The organism is Pseudomonas sp. PvP027 (assembly GCF_017833005.1).
Lineage (GTDB): Bacteria > Pseudomonadota > Gammaproteobacteria > Pseudomonadales > Pseudomonadaceae > Aquipseudomonas > Aquipseudomonas congelans.
Window position 1 is genome coordinate 5,830,213 of sequence record NZ_JAFIBK010000001.1, and the last position, 13,174, is coordinate 5,843,386.

Here is a 13,174-nt window from a genome sequence, read left to right on the forward strand (position 1 = left end):
ACGAGAGCTCAAAGTCCGCAAGCCTTGGCTAATCACTGATTCGAGAGTTCTTTCCGGATGATTTCTGCGCCTGCACTTAATGCGCGCAGCTTGCCGCTGGCGACATGACGAGGAAGGGGGGCCATGCCGCAGTTGGTGCACGGATAGAGTTTGTCGGCATCGACGAATTGAAGCGCCTTTCTCAACGTGTTGGCGACTTCCTCAGGCGTTTCAATGGTGTGGCTTGCCACATCAATGGCCCCTACCATCACTTTCTTTCCTCGAATGAGCTCAATCAGATCCATAGGGACGCGAGAGTTGTGACATTCCAACGAGATGATGTCGATACTGGAATTTTGCAGTTTGGGAAAGGCTTCTTCGTACTGTCGCCATTCTGACCCCAGAGTTTTTTTCCAGTCGGTATTCGCTTTGATGCCGTAGCCATAGCAAATATGTACGGCCGTTTCACATTTAAGCCCTTCAACTGCCCTTTCCAGGGTGGCGACGCCCCAGTCATTCACCTCATCAAAAAACACATTAAATGCAGGTTCATCAAACTGAATAATATCAACCCCGGCAGCCTCCAGTTCTTTGGCCTCCTGGTTGAGGATTTTGGCAAACTCCCAAGCCAGTTTTTCACGATTTTTATAATGAGCATCGTAGAGAGTGTCAATCATCGTCATTGGCCCTGGCAGGGCCCACTTGATAGGCTGCCTGGTCTGCTGACGCAGAAATTTTGCGTCTTCAACAAAAACCGGCTTTCGGCGAGCGACAGCACCCACGACGGTTGGCACGCTCGCATCATAGCGGTCACGAATTCTGACAGTCTCGCGCTTTTCAAAATCGACGCCGTCGAGATGCTCAATAAACGTAGTTACAAAATGCTGGCGCGTTTGTTCACCGTCACTGACGATATCAATATTGGCCAGCTGTTGTTCTTGCAGTGACAAACGTAACGCATCCTGCTTGCCTTCAAGCAATTCTTCGCCTTGCAATTTCCACGGTGACCAGAGCGTCTCAGGTTGTGCAAGCCAGGAAGGTTTAGGCAAGCTGCCAGCAGTGGAGGTGGGCAAAAGTTTTTTCATGAAAAATCAGCCTTGGTTTTTAAACGATCAAAGAGTGCAGCTTGCGGACCACTGATCCAGAATGAGCTGGTAGGGTTTGATAAAGTGCTCTTCAACAAATTTCCCTTGCTTTATAGCCAGCTGACTTCGCTCCTCGCGGTCATACACAATGCGAGTCAACGAGTAATCTTTATTTTTCAAGCTAGGCTGATAGATTTTTCCTGCCGTTGAATTTGCGTTATAGATCTCAGGGCGATAAATTTTCTGAAAGGTATCCATCGTGCTGATGGTGCTAATGAGCTCCAGATTGGTGTAGTCACCCAGCAAATCGCCCGAGAAATAAAAAGCCAAAGGCGCAACGCTGTTGGGGGGCATGAAATAGCGAACCTCTAAGCCCATTTTCCTGAAGTACTCATCCGTCAACGAGTATTCGTCCTGCTGGTATTCATATCCTAAAACAGGATGCTGATTCTCGGTCCGGTGGTAGGTCCTGGCGCTCGATACACTCAGGCAGATAACAGGCAGCTTATCGAAATGAGCTTTGTAGCTACCTGAATTAATGAAGCATTTGAATAGCTTTCCGTGCAAATCCCCAAAGTCTTCCGGGGTACTGAGCCCGGACAGACTCTTATTGTGCTCCAGTAATCGCACACTGAAGTCATAGTCTCGCACGTAAGAAGAAAAGTTATTTCCGACAATCCCATTGATACGCGCATCGGTTTTTCGATCAATGATCGTCGTTTTCAAAACCTCAATCAACGGGATGGCCTGGTGATTGCCTTCAGCGTCAATATTCATTTCCGCAGAAACAATGTCCAGCTCGACCGTATAACGATCTCCTTTAGGATTGTCCCAGTGCGTCAAGGCATTGAAGCGGTTGTCAATCATCGTCAAGGTGTTACGCAAATTCTCCTGGCGACTTTCTCCCCTGGCCAGGTTCGCAAAATTAGTTGTGACTCGCGTAGTGTCTGGAGGTGAGTAATCCTCATCAAAGCAAGTGCACTTGATAGAAAATGTGAATTCTTTTTTCATCTTGGCTTGGCGCCCTTATTTGTGAGGCAAAACCTAAGTGGGCTTTACCCCTTATAGCTTTGACCGACGTCCGTTTCTTCAATCAGCCACCGTAATTCTGCGGAGGGTGAAGAGCTGCAAGGATTTTAGGCCGGTTGCCTACATGAACAAAAACGAATTGATTTCAATAAAAGCATTAGTCACGTTCATGATGGGGCCAGGGTTGGAATTACGTCTCTGTATCTGGAGGAGGCACGGCGGCCAGTCTTCGGCTTAGTCGATGCTCGTGATGGATAATTCTCAACTGCTGTATGTGCACACAGTCGTTGAGCCTTCGGATTTGGGCAGTGGTGTTGGTCGGCAGAACCCAAACGATGGGCCTGAGCCGCGTCAAATCTCCCCAGCAACAGGCTGCTCGTCACAGGCTGGCCTTATGGGCACTTGGCGCTCCATGAGTCGCTGTTGCGGGTGGAGTAGGCGTAGGAGCCATCTATCTCGCTAAGTGGCTGAAATGGAGTTATTTGCTATAGCTTCGATGAGAAAGATACGGTGTCTAGAGCATTAGGGAGCCAAGCTGAGTTTGTGGCATCCAGTACGATGAAATTTTATTCACCTTTAGCGCAATGTAGCTGTTGTCACAAAGTAGGTACAGTATTTGTATGGCAGTTTATCTGCCATGCAACATATGAAGCAGAGGCTCTTAGACTGTCGAGCTTTTAACAACCCAGAGGAAATACCATGAACAGCATCACAAAAATATCCGTGCTGAAAGGGTTTGTCGTGACAGCTGTCGCAGTGATTGGCCTGCAAGGCATGGCATTCGCTGCGGCTTCCAAGCCATCCGCTCCTGCAGTCGATGGAAAATATGCGCTTGTTCAGGGCGCAGACAATGCCTCCAAGGATTCGAAAGCAGCCCCTATACAGGTAGCGATGCGTATTCCACAGCACACGAATTTCGATGATCCATGCCGTTATCACCCGAAACATTGCGGCTAACGCTGCCGCAATTAACGCAACTGCCGCAAAATGAGATTTGCGGCAGTACTGCATCTGCATTACGTTCCGTTCTCCAGGCTAAGAACGCGAGATTTCTTCTTGCCTGACCACTTCAAACCGATCCAGGACAGATTGCGGATCTCGCGTTTGCATGACTGCCCGCCAGCAGCCTGGTTATTGTGGGCTCAACAAGCCACTCGCTCACTTCTCGCTTGATCGTCAACGTTCAGAGCCAGGCGGGCGATAGAGCTTGCTGCCACCGGTTCTTTGATTGCGCTCTGATCGAAGAAATACTGCCGCGACCTGCTGAGCAGGCACAGGTATGCATATTCGCCTCCGAGGCGCATGGCGTAGGTGAGACCTCCTTGGACCTCAGCTTACCAAGCTCGTCAAAAACGACATTCGCGCCTATTTTAGCTACGCGGTAGTAGGCCGGGTGCCTTTAAATGATAGTGGCACTTTGATATTTCTCGGGTGTGTGTTAATAAAGCCTTTCCGAGGTTTGGAAGGGAGATTCACATGGAACGCGATTCGCTTAGGATTAAGCATTTACTGAGTCTGCTTCCGGCTTACGCTGCTTCTAGCGGGATTCATCTTGATGATCTTCTTGAAAAGTGGAGATCATCCAGTGGAAACGTCAGGAGACCTCTAGAGGAAGCGGAATTCTTCTGTCTGGCAAACCGCTGTGTCGATTCAGGCCTCCTTTTGGTTTCTAAGGATTGGGTTATCCAGATAACTCGATCCGGTCAGGATTATCTCGATCTCAAGACGCAAAAATCTGGCAGGGTTTAACTGAAATTTTCTCCTTCCAAGGCTCGCCATACTGGCGGGCCTTTTTCATTTCCGGGGTAAAGATGGGCCTGACCGTGCGGGAGGGCCGCCAAGAAATACAGCTCCAGAGACAATTGCCCCGATGGTGTTGCGCATTCGATAATCCTCGTGATTTATAACGCCCTATCCATTCTGCGCATGTCAATCAGTTTGGTGACGTGTCTACGACATCGGTCTACCTCATCGGGCAACAGCCTGTTTTCTTCCGATACCAGGTGCGCGTGTTGCCTGAGCCGGCGCTGAGAGTAGCCGGTGCCGCTCGGCCCCGCACGTAAACGAGGGCTGAATCGCGCCATGCCAGACGACCCTGGGTGCCAGCACGCGTCAGCACTATCTAACGTACCTTCAGCGCACTCGCATACCGTAAAAGTAATTCAGCGCTATCAGCTCAACCACAGCCACGAAAACGCACAATACGACGAAGCCCGGACTGAAGACCCGCTTGCGGCCGAATGATCCTCCGCTCAGCCCGGCCGAGTCGGAGGCGCCGGGAATGACCATGAGTAACGCCAGCCAGGCAATCGCCCCGACCTTGCGCCGGAAACCCTGTTCTCGCCATGCGCTCACCACTTTAGAAAATCAAAGCTAGGGCAATTCATTGAATGATGGCGTCGCATAAGCGCTGGAAATACAGACTCATCGTAAATCGGGAAGCCAGGGCCGGGGTCTGTGCGCTGGGCATGGTGAAGCGCGTCGTCAACAAAGGCTGATCTTGCGAGATCCTGAACTCCCCGACATTGCTCAACTCGCTCGGCTTCCGTCGCTGGCATTGGTAGGGCTTCGATTTCCTTTTCGTATTCAGTCTTTGGCTTATGAACGCAGCCTGAGAAAATTAGCGGAGCGACTATCACTACCGCGACTCTAAAGGCATTCATCTCATATTCCCTTGTGTGCACGAGCACTACCCAGCTTGTGATATCTCGATTTGGCTTGGCGCTATGTCTTTCAGCATGGCACGCATGCCGTTCAGTAAAAACTTCTGCAGTGGAGGAGACCTCAGTGCGTATAGCTTTTTCGAATTTCTTTACCCCGTCAGCCCATACCCGTTGGTAGTTGATTTTTGGAAATCCCAGGTGTCCGGTCTCCGTGACCTTGTTGTGTTGAATCAGAAAGCTACCACGGATGCGCCGGACACCTACAGCGCTTGAGTTTCAGGCAAAAAAAGCCAGCGGCTAGACCGGCTTCTTCAAAACATTGCGAGACAGATTATGCTCATCAGACCTGAGCAAGGCAGCATAGGCAGAAGGATTGGAGTAGCACTGTGAGCGTTCATCAGCCTCGAGCACGTTACGGAAATCTGGGCATAGGCTTTGTTCAAATGTGGCCTACTGATATCCTGTGCTCTACTGACCACGAGGGATCATTTATGCGCAGGACAGCGGTATTGCTTATTTCAGCATTGGCTTTATCCGGTTGCGGACAGCCCAAGCTTGACGGAAGCTCAGATGAGGCCCTTCAAAAGTCGATTATTAAAGTTTCGGATAGTCTTTCAGGAGAAAAAAAAGAGCAATTTAAATACAATGTGCAATTTGTCGCCTTAAGCCAGTTAAACATGACGCGCGTTCTTAAAGGCGAAATTAATGGCACGACAGCAAAAATGAACATGCTTTCCGTGCTGGACGGAAAAACGGCTGATGATGTCGCCGCCGAAGCACAGCGCATACTTGACGAGCAAAAGGCAAGTGAGCGTGAGCAGGCTATTGCAGAAATAAAAGAACTAATAGAGAAGCAGAAAAAGTCGGATGCAGCAAAGGCTCAGCTTTCAAAGTTCACCGTCGTGAAGTCTGTCTTTTACCTGACTAAAGAGAAGTATTCCGAATTTGCCAAGCCGATTATAGAGTTGACTGTTAAAAATGACACCGGCAAGGCTATTTCGAATGCCTATTTCAGAGGTGCGGTTGCCTCGCCCGGTAGGTCGGTCCCTTGGTATGTCGGTGATTTTAACTATGCAATTAGTGGTGGGTTGGAGTCTGGAGAAACTGCGACTTGGGTTATGGCGCCCCCCGTGTATAGCGATTGGGCGAAGATAAGGGCTACTGGCGACGCTTTTTTTAATGTTGAGGTTCTTAGGGTCGACGGCTCAGATAACACTCCTTTGTACGACGCAACGGGATTAACGGAAAGTGAGCGGAAAAGATTGCAAGAGCTCAAAAGCAAATATGCCGGTAGCTGAATCTACTGATTAAGAAAACCCGCTGCGGCGGGTTTTTTTCGTCTGGAGCAAATGAATGAGCAAGTCACTAGGTACGCTTACGTTGGATCTGGTGGCCCGAATCGGATCGTTTACTGGTCCGTTAGACAGGGCGAGCCAAGAGGCAAAGAAACGTAACGCTGAAATCGCGAAGTCCTTTGAAAATCTGGCGAAGGGTTTGGGCAATGCTATCGCATGTGTCCCTGCAGCTCTAACAGGGATCGTAGCCTATACGCCAGTAGCTCCGGAGATATCCAACGTTGCGGCCCTTGCGGGACTCGGTCGACTGAATTTCAGAAGCATGCAGCATGCCATGTTCAGAGCAAAGGGGATTTCCTTTCGCGGTGAACCTCCGATGTCATAGTAGTAATATACGACCCCGCTGCGCTGTTTACGCTCATGCCAAATTCCAGGCATGCGCCGCCTTCCAGTATTGGAAGGTGGTATTTTGGCGGGTTTTGAGTTCTCATATAGGCTGGACGTTCTAACTTCGGAGCAGGGAATGGCAAAGCAACATACGAATCAGCCTATAAAAAATCTTGAGGGGGCAGCGGGAGAAGCTGTCGAAAGGAAATGTTTCATTGTCACTCCGATTGGTTCTGATGCTTCGACAACAAGAAGAGCTGCGGATGGACTAATTAATGCGGTTATGAAGCCTGTTTTAGAAAGGCTAGGTTTCCACACGTTTGTTGCCCACGAGATTGCGAGCCCCGGCTCGATCACTCGGCAGGTAATCGAACACATCATTTACGATGATTTAGTAATTGCTAATCTGAGCGAGCTAAATCCCAATGTTATGTATGAACTAGCAGTCCGACACTGTGTAGGTCTACCTATAGTCGTCCTAGCGGAAAACGGTACGCGGCTTCCATTCGATATATCTGACGAGCGCACAGTTTTTTTTCAAAATGATATGTACGGCGTTGTCGATCTTGCTCCTCGCTTAGAGAGTGCGATAGAGGCGGCTCTGATGATTGGAGAGCCTGATAATCCCGTTTACAGGGTTACGCAAAGTAGAGTCCTGCGAGAGTCGGTAGAGCCTGACGATGCCCAGACGTTTTTAATTAAAAAGCTCGACTACATTGAGTCATTCATTGGGGAGATTAAGTTGCGTGGCGTCCTTCCACCACCACCTCCGCCCCCGCCAGCACGAGCCGCAGATTCGGACTTCAGCTATTTGATCCATGTAATGGATCCGAACGCTGATAAATTGTCGATCTATGACTTCATAGGAATTTTGCCTGGCGTGACAAGCGTCAGGATTGTCGAAAGCGAACCTTCAAAAATCTCTTACATTTTTACCGCCAGCCGCGCATTTCTGGGGACAGATATCGACTTAATCGCGCAACGGTTTAAAGTGGAGGTGGAATTTCTTAAAAGGCGTCCTGGAACAAAGAGTTATTTCGAAGTGGAGAGATCGTAGAGGTTTGAGGTGACGACCAGCTTCCCGGCCTTGCCATGGTCAACGCCCCCAGAGGCTGCTACGGAAAGCTCATGACCGATCTGGCTGGCGAAAGCCCCGCCATTCAGTTCGTTGAGGAATTCATTGGTGTCTGTCGGCTTCGAAATGGTTGTTTCTCCGGGGGCATGATTCCACTGGGTGGGATGTTGAGTTGAAGAGGGGCGAATCTGTATTTGCCGCCCTCCGTGTCCGGTGGTGGCAAGTTGGTTAGGAATGGGGTATTACGGGTGACCGGCATGGAGCCGGGCACTAGGAGCTGTACTTTGAAGAAGTCGATTTTTGCTTTATTTGCCGCCGTAGCCGTGTTGGCTGGCTGTTCAACCGCAGGGCCTTACGTGACCAACATCTCAAGCGATGGCAGAAACGGCCTGAATATTGAAAAGTGCTCTGTGCAGATGAATGCTTTCATGGGCACGGTGACTAACATCAATTGCATCAGCCAGAACGTTCAGCTCAGTCGCAGCAATTGATGGCGAGCGGTGAGATGACCTCGTCTGATTCGTCTTGGTCGGCGCTCCGGATATTCCTGACGCCCGCGTCTTAGATTGCCCGCGCCACGAATTCGCTAACCACGATTTCGTGGCGCGGATAAGTCAGGAAGGCATCAAGCTCTTCATCATCCATCAAATCCATCTTCATGATCGCGATCTGCAAGACCTCGCTGACGATGGGCATCTTGCCGCGCTGGCGAACCCGATTCAGGGCCTGCTCAATGCCAGGCCGAACCCGGTGGCGCAGCTCTTTCTCGGCGACCAGTTTCCGCTTAAGCGCCGTCTTGGCTGATCGCTTTTCTTGATCCATCGCCACTAAACCGCTCTTTTAAGCCGCTGGGCGGCAAGTGAATGTGTTGCTGGCGTCTGCCGTGGCGGACGCGCATTTGCAGGCGCTTCATTTCGCCCGGCTGCTGCTGGGGTAGTCCAGGCTGTACTTCTGAACGATTCGCCTGATGACGGTGCGGTTGATCCCGGTCAGCTTCTCTGCCTTGAAGTGACTAACGCCCAGGTCGCGCATCGCCTCGATACGTTTGAGCAGCGCCAAGTCTTCTTCCTCCTCGACATACTTCCGTTGATCCGCGCCGTTGTAGCGTGGCTTGCGGGGTGGCGGCTCTTTACGTTGAGGGCGGTGCGCGACTTGAAACGACCCCAGGTCGCGCATCGTTCCACCGCTGCGCTGGAACTCGTTTAAGGCCTCGGACAGTTATCTCATCGATGGTGCGGAAGAGGGCGTCGATGGTTTCCGTCTGGCTCAGCGCATGTTGCTTGGCCGCCTCCAGGCGCTCTTCGACTTCGCCGCACCACTTCACTGTTTTCTCTGCGTCAGCGAAGTGCTGGTCGGTCTGCAGGTCAGTGTTGATCGCCGAAAACACGGCCAGCGAATGCGCCTTGAACTGTTCAAGGTCGCTTGAGCATCTGCTCCTCCGTGGGGCAGAACGGCCAGCCTCCGGTGTAGTCGATGTTCATGATGAGTGATTCCCAATTTCTGTATCACATACAGCGGTTGAGTCTTTCAGATTTTGGGAGTGGCGTTCGTCGGCGGAATGCGGGGATGGGTCCGAAAAAGAATTGCGGCAAGAATATAAAATTGCGGCAATTTAAACAAAAAGGGCCTACGCACATAACGTGCGTAAGCCCTTGATATAAAAATGGTGCCCCGAGCCGGGGTCGAACCGGCACGTCCAAAGGACGAGGGATTTTAAGTCCCTTGCGTCTACCAATTTCGCCATCGGGGCGGTAGCGCCAAGAGCAGGGAATATATACACCCGGCCCCCATGAAGCAAGCTTGAAAGCGTCTCGAAGGGCGCAAGACCCTGCTTTTTTATCCGTCAGAAATGCTTGGCAAATCATGAAGCTACGAAATTTTATTGGAGCAAAGGCTGACGTGCCGTGATCAGGCGGCTCAGGCTTTGCTGTCTTTCACCGCAGCATCGTTAACCACGGCCTCGACCTTGTCAGCCAGTATTCGCAGGTAGCTCGCCAGTGCGACTTCTTCCAGGCGCAGGCCTTTGCGTTGTCGGGAGCGGGGGAGTTTGGCCAGGTTGCCGAGCAGGAAGCCTTCCAGAACCGCAGGGTGGATGTAGCATTTTCGGCAGATGGCGGGGGTGTTGCCCAGTTGTTTCGAAACGGCCTTGACCATGTCGACGATGTGCCGTTTGGCGTCGGCCTCTGGCTCCCAGTGCAGTTTTTGCAGCGTTGCCAGCGCCAGTGCGCTGGCTGCCCAGGTCCGGTAGTCCTTGGCGGTGAAGTCCGAGCCGGTGAGGCTTTGCAGGTAGGCATTGATGTCGGATGAGGTTACCGCGTGGCGCACGCCGTCTTCGTCCAGGTACTGGAAGAGGTTTTGTCCTGGCAGCTCCATGCAGCGTTTGATCACGTTGGCCAGACGTCGGTCCTTGACGCTGACCTTGTGCTCGACGCCGCTCTTGCCGCGGAACTCGAAGAGGATCTGGCCGCCTTTGACTTCGACGTGCTTGTTGCGCAGGGTGGTCAGGCCGTACGACCGGTTTTCCTTGGCGTACTGGCTGTTGCCGATGCGGATCAGGGTCGCGTCCAGCAATGAAATAACCGTCGCCATGACCTTTTCCCGGCCCATGCCTGGCTGAGCGAGCTGTGCTTCGATCTGCTTGCGCACTTTGGGCAGTGCATGGCCGAACTCGATCAGTCGCGAGTATTTGTCCTGATCACGTATTTCGCGCCAGCGCGGATGGTAGCGGTACTGCTTGCGCCCGCGAGCGTCGCGGCCGGTGGCCTGCAGGTGACCCAGCGGGTCGGCACAGATCCACACCTCGGTGTAGGCGGGCGGGACTGCCAGTGCGTTGATGCGCTTGATCTCCGACTCGTCCTTGATGCGCTGACCCTTTGTGTCGAAGTACGCGAATTTGCCGCGCAGTACCTTGCGTGTAAGGCCCGGTTGAGTGTCGTCTACGTAATGCAGTTCACTGGCGGGCTGGCTGATGGCAGTCGAGTCAGGCATGGCTAAGTTCCAAAGGCAGTTAAAAACACTGACCTCGGCCTTTTCCGGTGGTGCCGTTTATTTGCCGCGTGGCGGTTTTTTTCCAAACGTCAGGCCAGCACTGCGACTGCCTTGATCTGTGCCCAGAGCGACTGGCCTCTGTGCAGGTTCAACTGGTCGCTGGAATAGCGAGTGATGCGCGCAAGCAGCGGCGTGCCGCCGGCGTCCAGCTTGACCAGGACGTGCGCCGAATTGTCGGCCAGCGCTTCCTCGACCACCATGACCGGCAAGCGGTTGAGGATGCTGCTCTGGTAATCGGGTTGCAGGTTGAGGCTGACATCCCGGGCCTGGACCTTGATGCGCAGAAGGGTGCCGACCTGCATCTGCGCGTGGGCGACGCGCATGCTCAGTTTGCTGTCGGGCAGCGTCACGGTGAGCAACTGGTAATGCTGATCATAGGCGCTGACCGTGCCCTCGATGACCACGCCCGCATCACTGCCCATCGCCAGCGGCAGGTCCAGCCGCGCGAGGGTTTCGTGGATTGGACCGCTGGCCAGTACGTTGCCTTCGTCGAGCAGCACCAGGTGGTCCGCCAGGCGTGCGGCTTCATCCTGAGCGTGACTGACGTACAGCATGGGGATGTCCAGTTCCCGGTGCAGGCGCTCCAGATACGGCAGGATTTCACTTTTGCGCCGGCTATCCAGCGCCGCCAGCGGCTCATCGAGCAGCATCAGCCGCGGGCTGGTCAGCAGGGCGCGTGCGATGCCCACGCGCTGGCGCTCTCCACCGGACAGCTTGTCAGGGCTGCGCTGCAGCAGATGATCGATGCCGAGCAGTTCGGCGGCCTGGGGCAGTTGAATGCGGCGCTGCTGGCGCGGGATACGTTTCATCCCGAACTCCAGATTGTCCTGCACCGACAGGTGCGCGAACAGACTGGCCTCCTGAAACACGTAGCCGATCGCCCGCTTGTGCGGAGCCAGGAAAATACCTTTTTCGGTGTCCTGCCAGACCTCATCGTGAACGCGGATGAAGCCCTGATCGGCTTTTTCAAGACCGGCGATGCAACGCAGGCAGGTCGTCTTGCCCGAGCCGGAGGGCCCGAACAGCGCGGTGATGCCCGAACCCGGCAGTCTCAGGTCGGTACGGACGGTGAAATCAGGGTAGGCCATCTGCAGGCGGACTTCTATCGGCGACGCCATGACTCAGCTCCATGCCGTTTTGGCTTTGCCGCTGGAATACAGCGCCAACAGCACCAGAAAGGAAAAGACCAGCATCGCGCCAGCCAGCCAGTGCGCTTGCAGGTACTCCATGGATTCGACGTGATTGAAGATTTGCACTGACACCACACGGGTTTTCTCGGGAATGTTGCCGCCGATCATCAGCACCACACCGAACTCGCCGACCGTGTGCGCGAACCCCAGGATGGCGGCAGTGATAAACCCCGGCCTGGCCAGTGGCAGAATCACGTGGAAAAAGGTGTCTAAAGGCCCGGCGCGCAAGGTGGCTGCGACCTCTAGAGGGCGGGTGCCGATCGCTGCAAACGCGTTCTGCAGCGGCTGCACGACGAAAGGCATCGAATACAGAACCGAGCCGATCACCAAGCCGGCGAAGCTGAAAGTCAGCGTACCCAGACCCAGGCTTTGCGTGAGCTGGCCCACCGCACCGTTGGGCCCGAGCAGCAGCAACAGGTAAAAACCGATAACGGTTGGTGGCAGCACCAGGGGCAGGGCGACGACTGCGCCAATCGGCCCCTTGAGCCATGAATCAGTACGCGCCAGCCACAGCGCGATGGGCGTGCCGATGATCAGCAGGATGACGGTGGTCAGCGACGCCAGTTTCAGCGTCAGCCAGATCGCCGCGATGTCGGCACTCCCCAGCGGCATTTACAGCTGGTATCCGAAGGACTTGATGATCGCGGCGGCTTTCGGGCCCTTGAGGTACTCGACCAGCGCCTTGGCAGCAGCGCTGTCCTTGCCTTTGTTGAGGATGACCGCGTCCTGCTTGATCGGGTCATGCAGGTCATCCGGTACGATCCACGCCGAGCCGCTGGTCAGCTTGCCATCCTTGTAAACCTGCGACAGGGCTACGAAACCCAGCTCGGCATTGCCGGTGGAGACGAACTGGTAGGCCTGGGTAATGCTCTGACCTTCGACGATCTTGGCTTTGGTGGCGTCGGTAAGGCCCATTTTGCTCAGTACCTGGGTCGCCGCCAGGCCGTAGGGGGCGGTTTTGGGGTTGGCAATGGACAAGTGTTGATACTGATTGGCCTTGAGCACCTGGCCCTTGCTGTCGACATAACCGTCCTTGGCCGACCACAACGCCAGCGTCCCGACTGCATAGGTGAAGCGCGACCCCTTGACGGTGTCGCCTTCCTGCTCGAGTTTTGCGGGTGTGGTGTCGTCAGCCGAGAGGAATACCTCGAACGGCGCGCCATTCTTGATCTGCGTGTAGATCTGACCGGTAGCGCCAAACGCGGCAACGAGCTTGTGGCCGGTGTCCTTCTCGAAGTCAGTGGCTATTGCCTGGATCGGCGCGGTGAAATTGGCCGCGACAGCGACCTGCACTTCATCGGCAGACGCGCTGGCTGCGGCAGAGGCGGCAAAGGCCAGCACTGAAAGCTTGAGAATGGCGCGCAGCGTGGTCGTTCGCATGAAACAGTTCCTTGATGATGAAAACACACGCCATCGGGATAAG

Annotated in this window: 13 protein-coding genes, 1 tRNA gene and 1 pseudogene; 4 read left to right on the plus strand and 11 right to left on the minus strand. The window is 53.8% G+C overall.

The genetic code is table 11. The annotated features are described in order from the left end of the window. Positions 1-32 precede the first annotated feature (32 nt). Positions 33-1,064: a methionine synthase gene (locus JOE33_RS25430; protein ID WP_054994202.1), complete on the minus strand. Its 1,032-nt coding sequence runs from the start codon at positions 1,062-1,064 to the stop codon at positions 33-35. Positions 1,065-1,091: 27 nt separating this feature from the next. Next, positions 1,092-2,075, minus strand: coding sequence for a DUF1852 domain-containing protein (locus JOE33_RS25435; RefSeq protein ID WP_187626186.1), 984 nt, complete (start codon positions 2,073-2,075; stop codon positions 1,092-1,094). Between the two features lie 717 nt (positions 2,076-2,792). Here JOE33_RS25435 and JOE33_RS25440 point away from each other — a divergent pair. Then, entirely contained in the window at positions 2,793-3,050 is a 258-nt protein-coding gene (locus JOE33_RS25440; RefSeq protein WP_096244457.1) for a hypothetical protein, read from the plus strand. A 1,176-nt stretch (positions 3,051-4,226) separates the two neighbouring features. Here the strand turns inward: JOE33_RS25440 and JOE33_RS25445 are convergent. Then, positions 4,227-4,448 (minus strand): hypothetical protein, encoded by a 222-nt coding sequence (locus JOE33_RS25445; RefSeq protein WP_096139114.1) that lies wholly within the window; start codon positions 4,446-4,448, stop codon positions 4,227-4,229. 694 nt (positions 4,449-5,142) lie between these two features. Between JOE33_RS25445 and JOE33_RS25450 the strand changes: the two genes are divergently transcribed. The 3 genes from JOE33_RS25450 (at position 5,143) to JOE33_RS25460 (ending at position 8,004) form a co-directional block, all read left to right on the plus strand. Next, positions 5,143-6,054: a DUF6694 family lipoprotein gene (locus JOE33_RS25450; protein ID WP_338125272.1), complete on the plus strand. Its 912-nt coding sequence runs from the start codon at positions 5,143-5,145 to the stop codon at positions 6,052-6,054. A 520-nt stretch (positions 6,055-6,574) separates the two neighbouring features. Then, the gene (locus tag JOE33_RS25455; RefSeq protein WP_163031748.1) at positions 6,575-7,495 is read left to right on the plus strand and encodes a hypothetical protein; all 921 of its coding nucleotides are present in this window, start codon (positions 6,575-6,577) and stop codon (positions 7,493-7,495) included. A gap of 302 nt (positions 7,496-7,797) precedes the next feature. Continuing rightward, the gene (locus JOE33_RS25460) at positions 7,798-8,004 is read left to right on the plus strand and encodes a lipoprotein (protein WP_024641805.1); all 207 of its coding nucleotides are present in this window, start codon (positions 7,798-7,800) and stop codon (positions 8,002-8,004) included. 70 nt (positions 8,005-8,074) lie between these two features. Here the strand turns inward: JOE33_RS25460 and JOE33_RS25465 are convergent, their stop codons facing one another. The 8 genes and pseudogenes from JOE33_RS25465 to modA all read right to left on the minus strand — a co-directional run bounded on the left by JOE33_RS25465 (position 8,075) and on the right by modA (position 13,131). Then, on the minus strand, positions 8,075-8,335 hold the full coding sequence (locus tag JOE33_RS25465) for a hypothetical protein (RefSeq protein ID WP_222943784.1): 261 nt from the start codon (positions 8,333-8,335) through the stop codon (positions 8,075-8,077). A gap of 87 nt (positions 8,336-8,422) precedes the next feature. Then, complete coding sequence (locus JOE33_RS25470) at positions 8,423-8,689, minus strand: hypothetical protein (RefSeq protein ID WP_240009426.1); 267 nt, start codon at positions 8,687-8,689, stop codon at positions 8,423-8,425. Positions 8,690-8,729: 40 nt separating this feature from the next. Then, positions 8,730-8,939 (minus strand): annotated as a pseudogene (locus tag JOE33_RS25945) (Heme peroxidase); the annotation flags it as partial. 238 nt (positions 8,940-9,177) lie between these two features. Then, positions 9,178-9,263 (minus strand) — tRNA-Leu (locus tag JOE33_RS25480). Positions 9,264-9,430: 167 nt separating this feature from the next. Then, the gene (locus JOE33_RS25485) at positions 9,431-10,501 is read right to left on the minus strand and encodes a DNA topoisomerase IB (protein WP_010430024.1); all 1,071 of its coding nucleotides are present in this window, start codon (positions 10,499-10,501) and stop codon (positions 9,431-9,433) included. 89 nt (positions 10,502-10,590) lie between these two features. Further along, positions 10,591-11,679 (minus strand): molybdenum ABC transporter ATP-binding protein, encoded by a 1,089-nt coding sequence (gene modC, locus JOE33_RS25490; RefSeq protein ID WP_187626238.1) that lies wholly within the window; start codon positions 11,677-11,679, stop codon positions 10,591-10,593. 3 nt (positions 11,680-11,682) lie between these two features. Continuing rightward, the gene (gene modB / locus JOE33_RS25495) at positions 11,683-12,363 is read right to left on the minus strand and encodes a molybdate ABC transporter permease subunit (RefSeq protein ID WP_122694167.1); all 681 of its coding nucleotides are present in this window, start codon (positions 12,361-12,363) and stop codon (positions 11,683-11,685) included. Continuing rightward, the gene (modA, locus tag JOE33_RS25500; RefSeq protein WP_122694165.1) at positions 12,364-13,131 is read right to left on the minus strand and encodes a molybdate ABC transporter substrate-binding protein; all 768 of its coding nucleotides are present in this window, start codon (positions 13,129-13,131) and stop codon (positions 12,364-12,366) included. Positions 13,132-13,174: the final 43 nt, after the last annotated feature.

Excerpts from the sequence above, each read along its gene's own strand:
- JOE33_RS25430 (WP_054994202.1), bottom strand. The coding sequence starts at position 1,064 with ATGAAAAAACTTTTGCCCACCTCCACTGCTGGCAGCTTGCCTAAACCT.
- JOE33_RS25435 (WP_187626186.1), bottom strand. The coding sequence starts at position 2,075 with ATGAAAAAAGAATTCACATTTTCTATCAAGTGCACTTGCTTTGATGAG.
- JOE33_RS25440 (WP_096244457.1), top strand. The coding sequence starts at position 2,793 with ATGAACAGCATCACAAAAATATCCGTGCTGAAAGGGTTTGTCGTGACA.
- JOE33_RS25455 (WP_163031748.1), top strand. The coding sequence starts at position 6,575 with ATGGCAAAGCAACATACGAATCAGCCTATAAAAAATCTTGAGGGGGCA.
- JOE33_RS25465 (WP_222943784.1), bottom strand. The coding sequence starts at position 8,335 with ATGGATCAAGAAAAGCGATCAGCCAAGACGGCGCTTAAGCGGAAACTG.
- JOE33_RS25470 (WP_240009426.1), bottom strand. The coding sequence starts at position 8,689 with ATGCGCGACCTGGGGTCGTTTCAAGTCGCGCACCGCCCTCAACGTAAA.
- JOE33_RS25485 (WP_010430024.1), bottom strand. The coding sequence starts at position 10,501 with ATGCCTGACTCGACTGCCATCAGCCAGCCCGCCAGTGAACTGCATTAC.
- modC (WP_187626238.1), bottom strand. The coding sequence starts at position 11,679 with ATGGCGTCGCCGATAGAAGTCCGCCTGCAGATGGCCTACCCTGATTTC.
- modB (WP_122694167.1), bottom strand. The coding sequence starts at position 12,363 with ATGCCGCTGGGGAGTGCCGACATCGCGGCGATCTGGCTGACGCTGAAA.
- modA (WP_122694165.1), bottom strand. The coding sequence starts at position 13,131 with ATGCGAACGACCACGCTGCGCGCCATTCTCAAGCTTTCAGTGCTGGCC.